Annotated in this window: 15 protein-coding genes and 1 pseudogene; 6 read left to right on the top strand and 10 right to left on the bottom strand. The window is 40.8% G+C overall.

The annotated features are described in order from the left end of the window. Positions 1 to 145 precede the first annotated feature (145 nt). Together HYD28_10910 and HYD28_10905 are read left to right on the top strand one after the other, a co-directional pair. The gene (locus HYD28_10910) at positions 146 to 1,585 is read left to right on the top strand and encodes a beta-lactamase family protein (GenBank protein ID QLE09424.1); all 1,440 of its coding nucleotides are present in this window, start codon (positions 146 to 148) and stop codon (positions 1,583 to 1,585) included. Positions 1,586 to 1,958: 373 nt separating this feature from the next. Next, positions 1,959 to 2,924, top strand: a complete 966-nt coding sequence (locus HYD28_10905; GenBank protein ID QLE09423.1) for a hypothetical protein — start codon at positions 1,959 to 1,961, stop codon at positions 2,922 to 2,924. A gap of 22 nt (positions 2,925 to 2,946) precedes the next feature. Here the strand turns inward: HYD28_10905 and HYD28_10900 are convergent, their stop codons facing one another. Next, positions 2,947 to 3,369 carry a hypothetical protein gene (locus tag HYD28_10900; GenBank protein QLE09422.1) on the bottom strand — a complete coding sequence of 141 codons (423 nt, stop codon included), beginning with the start codon at positions 3,367 to 3,369 and terminating at the stop codon, positions 2,947 to 2,949. Between the two features lie 309 nt (positions 3,370 to 3,678). On the opposite strand from HYD28_10900, the gene HYD28_10895 reads away from it, so the two are divergent. Further along, the gene (locus HYD28_10895; GenBank protein QLE09421.1) at positions 3,679 to 4,131 is read left to right on the top strand and encodes a hypothetical protein; all 453 of its coding nucleotides are present in this window, start codon (positions 3,679 to 3,681) and stop codon (positions 4,129 to 4,131) included. Between the two features lie 98 nt (positions 4,132 to 4,229). Further along, positions 4,230 to 4,577, top strand: coding sequence for a hypothetical protein (locus tag HYD28_10890; GenBank protein ID QLE09420.1), 348 nt, complete (start codon positions 4,230 to 4,232; stop codon positions 4,575 to 4,577). A gap of 50 nt (positions 4,578 to 4,627) precedes the next feature. On the opposite strand, the gene HYD28_10885 is transcribed toward HYD28_10890, so the two are convergent. From HYD28_10885 to HYD28_10845, 9 genes and pseudogenes are all read right to left on the bottom strand, one after another. After that, a complete protein-coding gene (locus HYD28_10885) occupies positions 4,628 to 5,506 on the bottom strand; it encodes a LysR family transcriptional regulator (GenBank protein QLE09419.1) in 879 nt (292 codons plus the stop codon). A gap of 388 nt (positions 5,507 to 5,894) precedes the next feature. Next, positions 5,895 to 6,551 (bottom strand): CoA transferase subunit B, encoded by a 657-nt coding sequence (locus HYD28_10880; GenBank protein ID QLE09418.1) that lies wholly within the window; start codon positions 6,549 to 6,551, stop codon positions 5,895 to 5,897. A gap of 11 nt (positions 6,552 to 6,562) precedes the next feature. Further along, on the bottom strand, positions 6,563 to 7,261 hold the full coding sequence (locus tag HYD28_10875; GenBank protein QLE09417.1) for a CoA transferase subunit A: 699 nt from the start codon (positions 7,259 to 7,261) through the stop codon (positions 6,563 to 6,565). An 11-nt stretch (positions 7,262 to 7,272) separates the two neighbouring features. Beyond that, positions 7,273 to 8,178 carry a hydroxymethylglutaryl-CoA lyase gene (locus tag HYD28_10870; GenBank protein ID QLE09416.1) on the bottom strand — a complete coding sequence of 302 codons (906 nt, stop codon included), beginning with the start codon at positions 8,176 to 8,178 and terminating at the stop codon, positions 7,273 to 7,275. Beyond that, positions 8,178 to 10,142, bottom strand: coding sequence for an acetyl/propionyl/methylcrotonyl-CoA carboxylase subunit alpha (locus HYD28_10865; protein QLE09415.1), 1,965 nt, complete (start codon positions 10,140 to 10,142; stop codon positions 8,178 to 8,180). The genes HYD28_10870 and HYD28_10865 overlap by 1 nt, the downstream gene beginning before the upstream one ends. A gap of 8 nt (positions 10,143 to 10,150) precedes the next feature. Further along, on the bottom strand, positions 10,151 to 10,921 hold the full coding sequence (locus HYD28_10860) for an enoyl-CoA hydratase/isomerase family protein (protein QLE09414.1): 771 nt from the start codon (positions 10,919 to 10,921) through the stop codon (positions 10,151 to 10,153). A 10-nt stretch (positions 10,922 to 10,931) separates the two neighbouring features. After that, positions 10,932 to 12,539, bottom strand: coding sequence for a methylcrotonoyl-CoA carboxylase (locus tag HYD28_10855; protein ID QLE09413.1), 1,608 nt, complete (start codon positions 12,537 to 12,539; stop codon positions 10,932 to 10,934). Positions 12,540 to 12,548: 9 nt separating this feature from the next. After that, positions 12,549 to 13,725, bottom strand: a pseudogene (locus HYD28_10850) (isovaleryl-CoA dehydrogenase). Positions 13,726 to 13,769: 44 nt separating this feature from the next. Then, a complete protein-coding gene (locus HYD28_10845) occupies positions 13,770 to 14,204 on the bottom strand; it encodes a MerR family DNA-binding transcriptional regulator (GenBank protein ID QLE09412.1) in 435 nt (144 codons plus the stop codon). Positions 14,205 to 14,545: 341 nt separating this feature from the next. Here HYD28_10845 and HYD28_10840 point away from each other — a divergent pair, with 341 nt between their 5' ends. Both HYD28_10840 and HYD28_10835 read left to right on the top strand, forming a co-directional pair. Beyond that, the gene (locus HYD28_10840) at positions 14,546 to 15,727 is read left to right on the top strand and encodes an acetyl-CoA C-acyltransferase (protein QLE09411.1); all 1,182 of its coding nucleotides are present in this window, start codon (positions 14,546 to 14,548) and stop codon (positions 15,725 to 15,727) included. A 92-nt stretch (positions 15,728 to 15,819) separates the two neighbouring features. Further along, positions 15,820 to 17,310, top strand: coding sequence for a CoA-acylating methylmalonate-semialdehyde dehydrogenase (locus HYD28_10835; GenBank protein QLE09410.1), 1,491 nt, complete (start codon positions 15,820 to 15,822; stop codon positions 17,308 to 17,310). Positions 17,311 to 17,366 lie beyond the last annotated feature (56 nt).

Here is a 17,366-nt window from a genome sequence, read left to right as displayed (position 1 = left end):
GTTGTTATTATTAGTTATTTTAAGCTTAATGCTTTCTTAATGTTTTCTTAATTAGTGCTTCATCGCTTTTTACGATTCATAACAGTAAAAAATAATCAAAAGGCCCAGTGCCATCTTAATCAATAAATAGTAAAAGGAATATAAAGTGAAGCAATATTTAATTACACTTATAATTTTTATCTCTTGCATTAGTCAACAAGCACAGGCAACAAAAGAACTAGACTATAACAATTTGGCTAATCAATTCATCACTGTTTTGAACAGCAAAGATTTAAATAAGGTTGAAGGATTTGTAGTAAAGAACTTTTCGCCAGACTCTCTTGCACGTTGGGACGGTACAGGCAAAGATCGATATGTTGGGTATTCTATCAACACCGCACTTTTCCATGGCGAGTTGAATGTTATTTCAACAGAGCTTGAAACCTTAAATAATCGTATACGACATATCAGTAAAGTGTATTCAAAAAATACCGAAATGCAGCACGAGGTGGTTATTCTTTTTAATAATGAGCCATTACAAGCAATTACAGGTTGGTATATCGATGCTGACCCTCAAAACCCAGACTCTAAAGGTTCATTTACTGAGTCTCAATTAGTTAACGAGGTTAAAGAATATACTGAGAGGCTTGCTAAGAATGGCGCTTTCTCTGGCACAATACTACTTGCCAAACATAATAATGTTTTATTTAACGCTGCATATGGCCTCGCTTCACATCGCTATGATGTAAAAAATAACTTAGATACTAAGTTTCAGATTGGCTCAATGAATAAGATGTTTACGAGTGTTGCTATATTGCAATTGATTGAAGCTGGCAAACTATCTCTTGATGATTCGTTAACCAAATTTATTGATAAAAGCCTTTTAGGCAAGGGCGACTTTGAAAAAATTAAGATCCGACATTTATTAAGTCATACATCGGGTATTGGCAATATGTCTGGGTATGGCGAAATAGAAAATAAAGTGCGTTCACTTAAAGATATTCAACATTTATACACGTCTATTAACACAACATTTGAACCTGGAACACAATGGCGATATAGCAATACAGGTGTGACATTACTTGGTCAGATTATTGAGAATGTTACTGGCGAAAGTTATTTTGATTTCATTAACAAAAATATTTATCAAAAAGCCAACATGCAACAAAGCGGAAGTTTTGATCTAGACGTACCGGTCAAGAACACTGCTCGGAATTATTGGTTCTCAGTAGAAACGGGTCAAGTAACTGAAAACTTAATGTTTCAATCAGTGAAAGGGGGGCCAGCAGGTGGTGGATACTCAACGGTAGGCGATTTACATAAGTTCGCCTTGGCTATGCAAAATGGAGGGTTACTCAGTCTTGAGCTTTCTAAAGTTGCCCTTACAGCAAAGCCTGAACTTAATGCGCCAAACTGGGGCTATGGGTTTTCAGTCCGAAACTCAGAAGGAAATACGATTGTTGGGCATAATGGTTCGCATTTAGGTATGACTGCCAGGCTAAATATGTATATGGACAATGGGTATATTTTAGTTGTGTTAGGCAATTATCAATCTTCTGCATGGCCTGTTGTGGCAAAAGTAGATCAACTAATAAAGCGTTTGTAAAAATTCATTAAAATTAGGGGCGTATTAAAGCCCCTTATAAACAACATGCAAATCTATTATTGTTAAATTTAATAACAATGTAATGGTTTTACGTTGTGGCAGTGTTTGTGTCAGTAGGCTATTCCCTGTTTAAAATGCGCTCTAATTTTATATGTAGCAATCGGTTAGTAACTTTGTTAAAACTAAACTTCTTAAATAACAGGTGTTAACATCATAAAGGAATACTGGTGCAAGCATATAAAATCAGCACGGATAAAACTGACCTCGATATTGATGTAATTTACAGGTTTATTTCAAAAAGCTACTGGGCGTACGGAATACCAAAGCCTCAACGTATCTGGCTTTAACATGACAAATATTACTAATTATAATTATGCTAAATCTATCTAAAGCTCTTTTACTGCCAACATTCATATCTGGAGTGCTTTCATTTAAGGCGTTTGCTAACGCCCAGTCAGCTGACGTCGAAGTAATTAATCTCGCTGATGATTTTTATACTTTATATCAGTCAACCCAGACTTTGACACAAGAAAAGAGAGCAGAGCAGTTCTCTCAACATTTCGCTTCTCAATTTGCACCTTTTTATAGTGATAAAAGCTTTTTAAAAGCTATTGCGGGTTTTAGTGCAATAGAAGAGATTTATCACTCAAAAAATAAGCGTTTATCTAAAGATTTAAATAGCAGTATGGAATCATTCATTGCTACTTTCCCCAATTTCAAATCTGAAACACCCATTTACATACTTCACTCGCTTGGAAGGTTCAATGGTGCAACTCGTGATTTGAATGGTAAGTCTTACTTAATGTTTGGTGTCGATCTTATGGCCAAATATCATAATTGGAAAAATGATACGCCATTTCTTCATCACGAACTATTTCATGTTTATCATGAAAATTTATTTCAATGTGATGTTGAGCTATGGTGTTCGATTTGGACTGAGGGTTTAGCAACTTACGTTTCACATCAATTGAGCCCGTCAGCGAGTGATGATGAATTGATGCTAAACATACCTGACAATCTGATTGAAAAGATTCAATCAAGAGAGCTGTATTCTCTCGTTGACCTTAAGAAAAAGTTTTATTCAATAAAGCCTGAAACATATTCTTCATTTTTCAATTTCACACAGGACGAGACAAACCTACCATACAGGAGAGGTTACTATCTAGGTTATATTTTAGCTAAAGAAATTGGCAAAAATTACAGCTTAGAACAATTGGCAAAATTGGATAAAAAGACCGTAGAGAGCCTATTACTTAAAGAGCTTGATTCATTAATAGAATCGCAAAACAAAAAACTAATAACACATAAACGACAAAACCCAGCCGAAGCTGGGTTTTGAGACAACACAATTCTGTGAGAACTTATAAAGCTAAGTTCTTTTTAGCACGAGTTAAGTTGTGTTCAACTAACTCGTTACCTGAAATTTGTACTGCTTCGTAAAAGTCAGACAGTGCTGCAGTGTCGTTTTCAGACATGATGCGGGCAACACCACGATTGCTTAACGTAAACGACGTTAATTCGCGACGTTTATGACTAGGTACTTTACTAGAACTTAGTAAGCTGATTGCTTTTGAGCATAGTGTTTCAGCTTCAGAGAACTTTTTATCTTTCACACTCAAAGCACAGTCATTAAATGCCTGTTCGTATTGACGGATTTCTGCAACATTAGCAGTAATAGACTGGTCAATTACCATCAATTTGTAGTCACTTTGATCAGCCACTGCCATAGCTGAACAAGTTAATAAAGAGCTAAGTGCAACGCGTTTCATAAGTGTACTAAACATAATCTTTTCCTCTATTTAAATCGGCATCAATCGCCGACAAATGAACTTTAATTGAACAGCGCAAATTCAACAAACGATAAAAAATGACCTAATAGATGAGGAAATTTAACCTATAGACTTTAGTCTAATGCAGTGAATTAATCTTTGAGCCGTAAGCCTTCTGAATCTGACCCGGATAAAGTAGACACGGGGTTTTAATACCTAAAGAGTACAGAAAACAAACAAATTGTTGTTAATTAAAAATAAAATCGGTAATTTATGGTGGTATGTATAGTCATTGAGTTTATTCATAAAAATAAGCGTATAACCATGAAACTGATATTCGCGTTGTTACTTATAGGGCCTGTTATTGCCAATGCTGCTGAAGATAAAGTCGCTGTTTATCTTAATTTTGAGCAGGCTTATTTGAGCAACGATGTATCTTTGTTTGCGCCATTATTAAGTAAAAACTATACGATTAAACAAACATTGCATGTTCCAGGGGTAGGGTCAGATACTGTGCCTGTTACTAAAGCTCAGTTACTTGAAGGCATGAAGCAAAACCCAAAGCCTAGTTCATTGCCGCGCTCAAAAGCTGAATCAGTCAAAATAGAAACAATTTCAAAAAGACAATTTTGTGCACGTTCACAAACTTTAGATCAAGTCGTTGTTGCAGGTAAAAACTACGAAGAGAAGGAACTAAGAAAAGCGTGTTTTAAACACGAAAATAACAGCTATGAAGCTATATCACATACCATTGATGTGTATTATCGAGAGCTTTGATAGAGATAATTAACATTCAGAAATTTCCGTGTATCAAATAAACGTACTAACTGATATTAATTACGGACAAACCCTATAAATGAGATAAGGAAATAAATATGAAAAAACAGTTAGGTTTAGTAGCTGGAGTATTTTTAGCATCAACAAGTTGTTTCGCAGCTGATAGTTTTCAAGTTGAAACATCTGTTTATAAAGCGAATGAGCTACTAGCATCGCCAGTAATGCGGGTGGAAGAAAAACAACTTGCGACCATCTCTATAGGTGAGGGGTTTAGCTATGAAGTTAAAGTTACACCACAAAAAGAGAATACGGCGGCTATAGAAACATCTATCACACTCGCTGGAAGATCTTTTACTCCTTCTTTTATTGTGGAATATGGTAAACAGGCTTCTTTTGAAATTGGTGAAAACAAAGTGAGTATTTTGGTGACCAAGTCTAAAAGCTAAATTTTAAAAATTGACCCTCAATTAACTTGAGGGTCATTACGCTCTATCACTCACTTAAGGTGTTTAAAAGTATCTATCATCCATTTAATAAATAGCTCTAGTTGTGCATTGGTTTCTGCCGGCTCGTGTTGTACTAAGTAGTACTTATCTTTGGTTTTTAGTGGCATATCGGTGAAATTAAATAACCACTGCTCATCAAACCAAGTTTGACTAATTGGCAAGGGGATAAGAGCAATACCCATGCCCTGTTGAGCCGCACGTGCCACACCAAACATACTATCAACCTGAATAATTTGTTTTGGTGCAAAGTCATCAATACCAGCATGCTCTGCCCATTGGTGCCAAGCCCACGGCCGTGCTTTATGAAGAATAAGAGGTACTTCGTTTAAGGCCTGAAACGGGTTTTCTTGCCATGCTTGCCAGTTTTCTTTATTGCAAGCTGGTGTGTACGATAGCGAAAATAGCTCATGTACAACGCCTTCATGCGGTTTAGACGAAGACAATACAATCGACAAGTCGCTTTGCTTAGTCAGTTCTTTACGCGTTTTTAAGGTATTAAGCTGTAAGTTTGTATTTGGATGTTCGCTAGTCCATTCGCTTAGTTTTGGCATTAAAAGCTCACTGGCGAAAAACTCAGGTAGCGTAATACTAATAGTCACATTTTCTTGTAACTGACTAAACTCATTGATGGTTTTTTCTAGCGCTTTAATAAGCGGCGATACAGAGTCATAAAAATTCTTACCAGCCGCAGTTAAGCGGATAGAGCGGGTTTGACGTTCGAACAGTTCAATACCCAATTGTTCTTCTAATTGTTTGATCTGATGGCTTACGGCAGAAGGCGTAAGGTAAAGTTGGTTTGCTGCATCTTTAAAGCTAAGAGTGCGAGCAGCAAAACAAAATGAGCGTAAGCCACGAATAGGTGTTTGCATAGTTAATTTCAGTAAGTCTCAATAGCGCTTGTTAGTTAATTAACTGCTAAGCAATTATTATCCCAAAATGTAAAAAAATAGAGATTAAAGAATGAATATAGCTAACTCTTGCTATATTGTATAAAAAACAGCCGCGAATCGCTCGTTTAATCTATGTTTAGGCTAATGTTTAGCAAAAAAGTGATCTTAGCAGTTTTACCTTTTTGGTAATAGTCTAAGTAATAGATACTAGCGATTCACTAAGGTAGGGCATTTTATACTATTTATGTGACAAAATGGTGCGGCGAAAGGCTAACTTTAGATAAAAAAAATCCCTCTTGCGAGGGATTTTGGGTAACTCAGCGCCATTGGCACTGGGAATGAGGTCGGTACATGGGATGTGAGTAGCTTATAAAGCCATCTCTGGAACATCACCTTCAACAAGCAATTTGCCTGCCGTTTTGCTAATGATTTCGTCTACCGACACGCCTGGAGCGCGTTCGATTAGATGAAATGCGCCGTCTTTAACTTCTAGTACGGCTAAATCAGTTACGATTTTCTTTACACAGTTAACCCCAGTTAACGGTAAAGTGCAACTTTCTAATAACTTAGAGTCGCCATGCTTGCTTGCATGAGTCATCGTAACAATAATATTCTTCGCGCCAGCAACGAGGTCCATCGCGCCACCCATGCCTTTAATTAGCTTCTTTGGGATCATCCACGATGCGATGTTACCGTTCTGGTCAACTTCAAATGCACCTAATACTGTTAAGTCTACATGACCACCCCGTATCATGGCAAAACTATCTGCACTATTAAATATTGCTGCACCTGTGGCTGCTGTCACGGTTTCTTTACCCGCATTGATCATATCTGCATCAACTTGGTCTTTAGTTGGGTACGCACCCATGCCTAGTAAGCCATTTTCAGACTGTAGCATGACTTCGATGCCATCTGGGACATAGTTAGCAACTAGAGTAGGGATACCAATACCTAGGTTTACGTAATAGCCATCTTGTAGCTCTTGTGCAACACGCATTGCAACTTGTTCACGTGATAATGCCATTTTATTGCTCCTTAATCGCGAGTTGTTACACGTTCGATGCGTTTTTCAAAGTCGCCTTTGATCACGCGATTAACATAAATACCTGGGGTATGAATTTGGCTTGGCTCAAGTTCACCTGGTTCTACAATCTCTTCTACTTCAGCAACAGTAATTTTACCTGCTGTCGCAGCCATCGGGTTGAAGTTCATTGCTGTATGGCGAAATACAAGATTACCGTAGCGGTCTGCTTTCCAAGCTTTAACAATGGCAAACTCACCAGTAATTGATTCTTCTAAGATATACGGGCGGCCATCAAACTCTTTGACTTCTTTACCTTCGGCAACAGGGGTACCGTAACCCGTTGCAGTATAAAATGCTGGAATACCAGCACCACCAGCACGCATTTTTTCAGCGAGCGTCCCTTGCGGTGTCAAAACTACATCAATTTCGCCATTTAAAAGTTGTTGTTCAAAAAGCGCATTCTCGCCAACATAAGAAGCGATGATTTTTTTAATTTGTTTATCGTGAAGTAAAATGCCTAAACCAAAATCATCTACACCACAGTTGTTCGAAACAACTGTTAGGTTTTTAGTTTGTTTACGCTTAATTTCACTGATAAGTCCTTCAGGAATACCACATAAGCCAAAGCCACCAGCGATAATGGTATCGCCATCTTTTAAACCTTCCATTGCAGCTTCATAACTTGAAACCACTTTATCGAAACCGGCCATGAGCCTACTCCTTAATTATTCTGAGTGTTCTTTAGAGCAAGTGATACCTTGCTGACAGGTTGTTTATTTAATGCACTACAAATAGCCCAACCAGCTTTCGCCAGTCTTTCTAAATCAATTCCATGCTCTATGCCAAGCCCTTGTAGTAAGTAAACTACATCTTCAGTGGCAACATTTCCTGACGCGCCTTTGGCATAAGGGCAACCACCTAGGCCTGCAACAGCACTGTCAACCGTTGCTATACCGCGGTTTAGCGCGGTGTAAATATTTGTGAGCGCTTGTCCATAGGTGTCATGAAAATGTACAGCGAGTTTCGACTTATCAATATGTTGCAAGAGTAAATCTAATAACTCATCAACTTTTTTCGCCGTACCCACACCAATGGTGTCACCTAGGCTAATTTCGTAACAACCAAGCTCGAGTAATCGCTCTGATACTTTTAATACATCATTGTAGTCGACATCACCTTGATATGGGCAACCCATAACGCAGCTAACGTAGCCTCTAACACGAATGTTATTCGCTTTGGCAAAATCCATGACATCTTTAAAGCGATCAATACTTTCATCAATAGAGCAGTTGATGTTCTTTTGACAAAACGCTTCGCTTGCAGCTGTAAAGATAGCAAATTCTTGTATGTCGACTTGTTTAGCTGCTTCTGCACCACGTAAATTCGGGGTGAGGGCACTTAAATTAACGTCTGGTAAATTTAAAGCGCTTATTACATCGCTAGAATCAGCCATTTGTGGCACCCATTTAGGTGACACAAATGCGCCTGCTTCAATATCTTTAAGACCAGCTTCAGCTAGGGCGTTGATCAGTGCTACTTTATCTTGAGTACTAACGGCTGCTTCATTTTGTAAACCGTCTCTGGCGCCAACTTCTACAATGCGAACAAAATCAGGAAACTGTGCCATTACGCCTCCGGCTCTTCAACAATCGCTAGCATATCACCGTGACTCACCAGTTCACCTTCAGCAAAGCAATAGCTCGTTAATACGCCATCATGCGGGGCATTAAGGGTGTATTCCATTTTCATAGCTTCAATAATGACGACCGCATCACCTTTAGAAACAGTACTACCTACCTCAACTAAATGCTTAACAACAGTACCGTTGAGTGGCGCGGCAAGTGGTAGTGCATCACTTTCGTGCTCACTAATATAGTGTTTATCAATCAGCTCAAGCACCTTTTGTTGTGCTTTGTACATCACTGTGATGTGAGAGTCTGTTTGATTAATATGAGCAACAACTTTTTCGCCATTAACGACTAGGTTTGCAAGGCCATTTTCAACGTTGCCCGAAGTTGTATAGTCAACCCCGTCAAGGCTGATTCTAAAACCATCTGAGGTTTTAACCGCATGAACGTCTAGATCAACAAACGGAATCGTGGTTTTAGCGTCACTGTTTAGCATAAAGCCTGTTAATTGTTGCCATGGGCTGCTGCTTTCACCTTTTAGTTGATGTGCATACGCATAGGCTGCCACCACGGTTGCAATAACTGACTGTTGCTCGTTTTTAGCAACAAGGCGCTCACCTTGGTCTTCAATAAAGTGCGTATCGGGTGCACCTGCTTGAAAAGTAGGGTGGTTAGTAAGGTTATGTAAGAAATTAACGTTACAACTAAAACCTGCTAGGTGAAATTGCTCAAGTGCTCTCGATAAACGCCCCAGTGCTGCCTCGCGGTTATCGTCATGAACAATTAATTTAGCGATCATAGGGTCGTAGAACGGGCTAATTTCATCACCTGCTGCAATGCCTGTATCTATTCGTACAAATTCAGATTCGTTCGGTGTAAATAGGGCGTCAATGTGACCAGAACACGGAATAAAGTCATTGCTAGGATCTTCCGCATAAATACGCGCTTCAAAACTGTGGCCTTGTAGCTGAATATCAGCTTGGTTAAGAGGTAATGCTTGACCTGCCGCAATGTTGATTTGCCAATTCACCAAATCAACACCAGTTACCATTTCTGTTACTGGGTGCTCTACCTGTAAACGGGTGTTCATTTCCATGAAGAAGAATTCATCACCGCATAATAAAAACTCAACCGTACCTGCACCGCGATAGTTAATCGCTTGGGCACAACGTACCGCTGCTTCACCCATTTCTTTGCGAAGTGCATCAGATAAACCAGGTGCTGGGGCCTCTTCAATTACTTTTTGGTGACGTCGTTGTAAAGAACAGTCACGATCGCCTAAGTACACACAGTTACCATGACTATCGGCAAAAACTTGTACTTCAACATGGCGAGGTTTAGTGACATAGCGCTCTAGAAGTACTAAGTCGTTACCAAACCCGGCTTTAGCTTCACGTTTTGCGCCTTCAAGTGCACTGATAAAGTCTTTTGCGTGTTCAACAACTCGCATGCCTTTACCACCGCCACCAAAGGCTGCTTTGATTAGTACTGGATAACCAATTTTTTCAGCTTCTCCTTGTAAGAAATCAGTATCTTGATTGTCACCATAATAACCAGGCACTAAAGGCACATTTGCTTGGTGCATAATTTCTTTAGCACGGGTTTTTGAGCCCATGGCTTCAATGCTTGATGCTGGCGGGCCAATAAAAGCGATATCATTTTTTTCGCATGCTAGTGCAAAGTCACAGTTCTCAGATAAAAAACCATAACCAGGGTGAATACAATCAACATCTGCATGTTTAGCAACGTCGATGATTTTGTCTGCTACTAGGTATGAATCTTTACTTGGTGCAGGGCCAATGTGATACGCCTCATCAGCTAGCTTTACATGCTGAGCATGTTTATCCGCATCTGAGTACACAGCGACCGTCGTTAAGCCCATTTGTTTAGCTGTACGCATAACACGGCAGGCAATTTCACCACGGTTGGCAACGAGAATTTTTTTCAATGATTTTGTTGTCATAATGGTTCCTATTTCTGCCAGTTAGGGGCACGTTTTTCAAAAAAAGCAGTGAGACCTTCTTGGCCTTCTTCAGATACACGAATGCGTGCAATGCGCTCAGCGGTTAATTCAATAAGTGCATCATCAATTTCTTTACCTGCGACATCATTAATAAGCTGCTTCGCTGCTTTGACAGCGACAGGGCCATTGTTAACCAGACTTTGTAAGTGTTTGTCGAGGGCTGTTTGTAAATCGCCAGTGACCTGGTGAATTAAACCAAGTTGCTTAGCCGTGTGAGCGTCAAATATCTCTGCCGTTAAAAAATAACGACGTGCAGCGCGCTCACCAATGGCTTTAATAACATAAGGGCTGATAACTGCAGGAACGAGACCTAGCTTTACTTCACTTAGGCAAAATTGTGCATCGTCTTGACATATAGCTATATCACAACAGGCAATTAAGCCTAATGCACCGCCAAAGGCTGCACCTTGCACTGCACAAACCGTTGGGTGAGGGCTTGTAGCAAGTACTTTCATAAGCTTAGCGAGCTGCATTGAATCCGCTAAGTTTTCAGCAAAGTCATTGCCAGCCATAGATTTCATCCAGTTTAAATCAGCGCCAGCAGAGAAATGCTTACCTTCGGTTTTAAGAACCAGTGCGCGCACATCACAGCTATTTGCATGTTCAATTAAACGGATCAGCTCACTGATGACTTCTTCGTTAAATGCATTGTGTTTTTCAGGGCGACTTAGTACCAGCACAGCCACATTTGATTTTGTTATTTCGAGTGTTACTGACATAAGGCCTCCATTACATTCTAAATACGCCGAACTGTGAATCGCGCTCTGGTGCATTTTTAGCTGCGCTTAAGGCAAGCCCTAATACATTGCGAGTATCAGCAGGATCGATAATGCCATCATCCCAAAGGCGGGCACTGGCGTAATATGGATGACCTTGTTTTTCGTATTGCTCGATAATTGGCTTTTTAAACTCGCTGACTTGCTCATCAGTCATGCTTTCGCCTTTACGGGCTAAACCGTCTTGTTTAACTTGTGCAAGAACACCAGCAGCTTGTTCACCACCCATCACAGAGATACGGGCATTTGGCCACATCCACATCATGGTTGGTTCAAACGCGCGGCCACACATACCGTAGTTACCTGCACCATACGAGCCACCAATTAACACGGTGAATTTTGGCACATCAGCACATGAAACAGCGGTTACCATTTTTGCACCATGTTTGGCGATGCCTTCGGCTTCGTATTTTTTACCAACCATAAAGCCAGTAATGTTTTGTAAAAACACCAAAGGGATTTTGCGTTGTGCACATAACTGTATAAAGTGCGCGCCTTTTTGCGCTGATTCACTGAATAAAATGCCGTTGTTGGCAACAATACCCACAGGGTGACCAAATATTTTTGCAAAGCCGGTTACTAAGGTTTCGCCAAAATAGCGTTTAAATTCATCAAATGATGAATCATCAACAACACGGGCAATCACTTCGCGGACATCAAATGGTTTTTTAAGGTCGGTACCAACAATGCCGTAAATTTCGTTAATGTCGTAACGCGGTGGTTTAACATCATCAAGTAAGGGTGCAGTAGGGCGCTGATAGTTAATTCGTTCGATACATTGGCGCGCGATAGAAAGTGCATGAGTATCGTTTTCAGCATAGTGGTCGGCAACACCTGATGTTTTACAGTGAACATCAGCACCACCCAGCTCTTCAGCACTCACTTCTTCACCTGTAGCCGCTTTAACCAGTGGCGGACCTGCTAAGAAAATTGTACCTTGTTCTTTTACGATAATACTTTCATCAGCCATAGCCGGTACATATGCTCCACCTGCGGTACATAAACCCATTACGACCGCTATTTGTGGAATGCCTTTACCAGACATACGTGCCTGATTGTAGAAAATACGGCCAAAGTGTAATTTATCTGGAAATACATCATCTTGTTCAGGCAGGTTTGCACCGCCTGAATCAACTAAATAAATACACGGTAAATGACAACGTTCTGCGATATCTTGTGCACGTAGATGTTTTTTCACCGTTAGTGGAAAGTATGTACCGCCTTTTACCGTTGCATCATTGGCGATGATCATACATTCAACGCCTTTCACACGACCAATACCGGCAACAACACCCGCACATGGAATAGCTTGTTCGTACACACCAAAGGCAGCAAATTGAGAAATCTCTAAAAATGGCGAGCCTTCATCAAGTAGCGTTTCAATTCGGTCACGAACAAACAACTTACCACGACCTTGGTGTCGCTCAATCAGGGCAGGGCCACCGCCTAAACGGATATCAGCGACTTTTTCACGTAAATCACCTACGAGAGCGGCCATGTTGTTGTGATTTTGCAAAAATTGCGGATCGTGTGGATTTACACTCGATTTTAAAATCGTCATAACAAGGTCCTATCGGCTTTCAGTGAATAATTCGCGGCCAATTAGCATGCGGCGGATTTCAGATGTACCTGCGCCAATTTCATATAGTTTTGCATCACGTAATAAACGACCTGTCGCATATTCGTTGATATAACCATTACCACCTAAGATTTGGATAGCATCAAGCGCCATTTTAGTCGCAAGCTCTGCCGCATATAAAATCGCACCAGCAGCATCTTTACGTGTTGTTTCACCGCGGTCACAGGCACGCGCTACCGTGTAAACATATGAACGAGCTGCATTCATTTGCGTGTACATGTCAGCGATTTTGCCTTGAATAAGCTGGAATTGACCAATTGGGCTATCAAATTGCTTACGCTCATGAATATAAGGAACAACAATGTCCATACATGCTTGCATAATGCCAAGCGGGCCAGCTGCTAGTACAACACGCTCATAATCAAGACCACTCATAAGTACTTTTACGCCTTCGTTTAAGTTACCTAGAATGTTTTCTGCTGGTACTTCACAGTTTTCGAACACTAATTCACAGGTGTTAGAGCCGCGCATCCCAAGCTTGTCTAGCTTTTGTGCTGTTGAGAATCCAGGCGTGTTACGCTCTACGATGAAAGCTGTAATCCCTTTAGGGCCGGCATTTAAGTCTGTTTTTGCATAGATAACAAAGGTATCGGCATCTGGACCATTAGTGATCCACATCTTGTTACCGTTAAGCACAAATACATCGCCTTTTTTCTCAGCTTTTAATTTCATTGAAACTACGTCAGAAACCCGCATTTGGCTCACTCATCGCAAGGGCACCAATGTGCTCACCACTGATTAGCTTAGGCAGGTATTTTTCTTTTTGTGCTTGAGTACCATTACGGTTAATTTGGTTAACACATAAGTTTGAATGAGCACCATAACTTAAACCAATCGATGCACTTGCACGGCTAATTTCTTCCATTGCAATGACATGTTCAAGGTAACCAAGGCCTGCACCGCCAAATTCTTCCGGCACTGTCATACCCAATAAACCCATTTCGCCAAGCTGTGGCCAAAGTTGATTAGGGAAGGCATTGTCTAAATCTGTTTGTTCCGCAAGCGGGGCAATTTCTTGGCTAGCAAAGCTATTAACGTGATCGCGGATCATGTCTGCTGTTTCGCCAAGTCCGAAGTTCATTTCTTTGTATAGTGAAATAGTGCTCATAATGTGTGTTCCTGTGAGAGTCTGTTGACGAGATTGTTGTCAGGTTATTCGTCTAAATTATTAAGGGTTTCACGACAGCGACGTTCTGCTGTAACCAATTCCATCAGTACGACTTTAATGTCGTCCATTTGTTGGCTTAGGTCCGCTTTTTTCTCTGCGATAAGGTCAAGCATAGTCACTAGCTGCTTAGCGCTTGATTTATCTGCGTCGTACAGTTCAAACAAACGGCCCGTTTCGGCCAAGGTAAAACCTAAGCGTTTACCGCGTAGAATAAGTTTTAGTCTTACTTTGTCGCGTTTTGAATAAATACGGGTTTGCCCATTGCGATCAGGTGAGATCAGCCCTTGGTCTTCATAAAAGCGGATAGAGCGGGTTGTAATATCAAATTCTTTTGCTAGTTCGCTGATACTAAACGTTTGCTCATTGCTAGCAGGTTCAACTGCTGCGCTTTCGAAGTTTGTTTGATTGTCTTGTTTCATGATTTATTTACCTCATTCGAATAACACCAATATAAGTGAAGTTTACGTAAAGGTAAAGGGTGATTTGGGGGTTATACTTTAGACTTATAAAGATAACTGGTTGGATTTGTTGAAAAGCCTAATTTATCTAGCCTTGTAAGCAGATGTTCGATTTTTAATACAACAAAATACAGATAAGTTTACAGTTTTAGCGACCGCAAAAAAGTTGATTTTAGATTTACGTTGGCGTAAACGTAAATATTATGTATGCTGAATTAAATCGAATTTAAACTATAACAAATTAACTGTTTGGTTACACATGATTTGAACACATGATGATAACCACTTACATGGAGCCAATTATGACTACTGAAGCCGTTGTTATTGTTGCCGCAAAACGTACCCCTATGGGTGGTTTTATGGGCGCACTAAGTGGTGCACACGCAACTGATTTAGGTGCTACAGCTATTAAAAGTAGCTTAGAGCAAGCCGGTTTATCAGCCGATAAGATTGATGAAGTAATTATGGGTTGTGTATTACCAGCTGGTCTTGGTCAAGCACCTGCGCGCCAAGCGATGTTAAAAGCGGGCCTTAATCAAGGTACTGGTGCAACAACAATTAATAAAGTGTGTGGCTCTGGCTTAAAGGCTGCGATGTTTGCCCATGACTTAATTAAATCAGGCTCTATCAACTCAGCGGTTGCTGGTGGCATGGAGAGCATGAGCAACGCGCCTTATATGTTACCGAATGCACGTTCAGGTATGCGTATGGGTCATGGTGAAGTAAAAGATCACATGATGTGTGATGGCCTTGAAGATGCTTACGATAACAAAGCAATGGGTTGTTTTGCTCAAGACACTGCCGATCAGTATTCAATTGGTCGTGAACAAATGGATAATTTTGCACTTAGCTCACTGACTAAAGCAAACAGCGCGATTGAAACCGGCGCATTTGCGAACGAGATTGCAGCGCATACTATTTCTACGCGTAAAGGTGATGTGACTGTTGCGATTGATGAGCAACCAGGTAATGCACGTCCTGATAAAATCCCTGGTTTACGTCCTGCATTCAAAAAAGACGGCACTATCACAGCTGCAAACTCTTCATCAATTTCTGATGGTGCAGCAGCGCTTGTGTTAATGCGTGAATCAGATGCTAAAGCACAAGGTTTAACACCACTTTGTCGTATCGTTGCTCACAGCACACATTCACAAGCACCTAGCGAATTTACGCTAGCACCGGTTGGCGCTATGCAATCGCTTTTAGAAAAAGCAGGTTGGTCTGTTAATGATGTTGATTTATGGGAAATCAATGAAGCCTTTGCGATGGTGACTATGCTTGCAATTAACGAGTTAAAACTTGATGAAAGCAAAGTAAATGTCAATGGCGGTGCCTGTGCACTCGGCCACCCAATTGGTGCCAGTGGCGCGCGTATCTTAGTAACGTTAATTCATGCATTAAAGAATCGTGGTCTTAGCAAAGGTGTTGCCTCACTGTGTATCGGTGGTGGTGAAGCTGTTGCTATGGCAGTCGAAGCAATTTAATTACGTTTTCGAACTTAATCTCTCACAGCCGCAACGTATTTTAAAAACTATCATGTTGCGGCCTCTTTATACCCACTGGGGAGGAGTGCCTCATGCACCAAGTACCTTTATTTATCAACGGCGAATTTACCCAATCAAGTTCAACGCAGCTGATTGATGTTATCAATCCTGCAAACCAAGAAGTGTTAGCTCAAGTTCCGTGTGCAACGGATGCAGAAATGAATGCAGCCATTGAATCTGCAAAAGAAACTTTTAAAACTTGGAAAGAAGTACCTATCTCTGAGCGTGCGCGCATTATGATGAAATACGCTGCACTGTTAAAAGAAAACCATGATGAGCTTGCGACGATTATTTGTCATGAGCTGGGTAAAACATTTGAAGATGCCAAAGGTGATGTTTGGCGTGGTATTGAAGTTGTTGAGCAAGCAGCCAATGCACCATCATTAATGATGGGCGAAACAATGGAAAACGTAGCCCGTAAAATCGATACTTACTCTTACATGCAGCCACTAGGTGTATGTGCGGGTATTACGCCATTTAACTTCCCTGCGATGATCCCATTATGGATGTTCCCACTGGCTATTGTGTGTGGTAACACCTTTATTCTGAAACCATCAGAGCAAGATCCATTAACACCAATGCGTTTAGCTGAACTATTTGTTGAAGCGGGTGCACCAAAAGGGGTGTTACAAGTTGTGCATGGAACAAAACCTCAAGTTGACCGTTTATTAGAAGATCCAGCAGTGCGCGCTATTTCATTTGTTGGTTCGTGTGGTGTTGGTGAATACATCTATTCAAAAGGCACTGCAAATCTTAAGCGTGTACAAGCCTGTGTAGGTGCAAAAAACCATATGGTTATTATGCCTGATGCGAGTAAAGCGCATGTTGTTAATAACTTAGTTGGCGCGTCAGTAGGTGCTGCAGGTCAGCGTTGTATGGGTATTTCGGTTGCTGTGTTTGTTGGTCAAGCAAAAGACTGGGTTGATGAAATTAAAGCAGGCTTTGAAAACGTACGCCCTGGTGTATGGGATGATGCTAACGCGGCTTACGGCCCACAAACATCAAAAGCAGCTAAAGATCGTATTTTATCACTTATCGCAAGTGGTAAAGCACAAGGTGCAACGTGCTTAATTGATGGCTCTGACTTTACTGTTGAAGGTTACGAGCAAGGTAACTGGGTTGGTCCAACGCTATTTACTGATGTAACAACCGAGATGGATTTATACAAAGAAGAGATCTTTGGTCCTGTATTGGCTTGTATGTTTGTAGATACTCTTGAGGAGGCGATTGAGCTTATCAATAACTCGCCGTACGGTAACGGTACTTCGTTATTCACATCAAGCGGCGCTGCTGCACGTAAATTCCAACATGAAATCGAAGTAGGTCAAGTTGGTATCAATGTGCCAATTCCTGTGCCACTACCGTTTTTCTCTTTCACAGGTTGGAAAGGCTCATTCTACGGTGATCAACACACCTATGGTAAGCAAGGTATTCGTTTTTACACAGAAACGAAAACAATTACTTCACGTTGGTTCGAGGATGATATCGCCTCAGGTCCTAACATGAGTATCAACCTTAAATAAGCCGTAATTAATTTACTGCTGAGCGAGCACACGCTCGCTCAAAGAACACACATTTA

This window comes from Pseudoalteromonas shioyasakiensis (genome assembly GCA_013391845.1).
Taxonomy (GTDB): Bacteria; Pseudomonadota; Gammaproteobacteria; order Enterobacterales; family Alteromonadaceae; genus Pseudoalteromonas; species Pseudoalteromonas apostichopi.
This window is presented reverse-complemented; position numbering and strand designations above follow the sequence as displayed.

What these genes read in the sequence shown, in the direction of transcription:
- HYD28_10865 (QLE09415.1), bottom strand. Translation starts at nt 10,142, where the DNA reads ATGACAACAAAATCATTGAAAAAAATTCTCGTTGCCAACCGTGGTGAA.
- HYD28_10855 (QLE09413.1), bottom strand. Translation starts at nt 12,539, where the DNA reads ATGACGATTTTAAAATCGAGTGTAAATCCACACGATCCGCAATTTTTG.
- HYD28_10895 (QLE09421.1), top strand. Translation starts at nt 3,679, where the DNA reads ATGAAACTGATATTCGCGTTGTTACTTATAGGGCCTGTTATTGCCAAT.
- HYD28_10875 (QLE09417.1), bottom strand. Translation starts at nt 7,261, where the DNA reads ATGGCCGGTTTCGATAAAGTGGTTTCAAGTTATGAAGCTGCAATGGAA.
- HYD28_10860 (QLE09414.1), bottom strand. Translation starts at nt 10,921, where the DNA reads ATGTCAGTAACACTCGAAATAACAAAATCAAATGTGGCTGTGCTGGTA.
- HYD28_10905 (QLE09423.1), top strand. Translation starts at nt 1,959, where the DNA reads ATGCTAAATCTATCTAAAGCTCTTTTACTGCCAACATTCATATCTGGA.
- HYD28_10900 (QLE09422.1), bottom strand. Translation starts at nt 3,369, where the DNA reads ATGTTTAGTACACTTATGAAACGCGTTGCACTTAGCTCTTTATTAACT.
- HYD28_10870 (QLE09416.1), bottom strand. Translation starts at nt 8,178, where the DNA reads ATGGCACAGTTTCCTGATTTTGTTCGCATTGTAGAAGTTGGCGCCAGA.
- HYD28_10890 (QLE09420.1), top strand. Translation starts at nt 4,230, where the DNA reads ATGAAAAAACAGTTAGGTTTAGTAGCTGGAGTATTTTTAGCATCAACA.
- HYD28_10845 (QLE09412.1), bottom strand. Translation starts at nt 14,204, where the DNA reads ATGAAACAAGACAATCAAACAAACTTCGAAAGCGCAGCAGTTGAACCT.
- HYD28_10880 (QLE09418.1), bottom strand. Translation starts at nt 6,551, where the DNA reads ATGGCATTATCACGTGAACAAGTTGCAATGCGTGTTGCACAAGAGCTA.
- HYD28_10835 (QLE09410.1), top strand. Translation starts at nt 15,820, where the DNA reads ATGCACCAAGTACCTTTATTTATCAACGGCGAATTTACCCAATCAAGT.
- HYD28_10840 (QLE09411.1), top strand. Translation starts at nt 14,546, where the DNA reads ATGACTACTGAAGCCGTTGTTATTGTTGCCGCAAAACGTACCCCTATG.
- HYD28_10885 (QLE09419.1), bottom strand. Translation starts at nt 5,506, where the DNA reads ATGCAAACACCTATTCGTGGCTTACGCTCATTTTGTTTTGCTGCTCGC.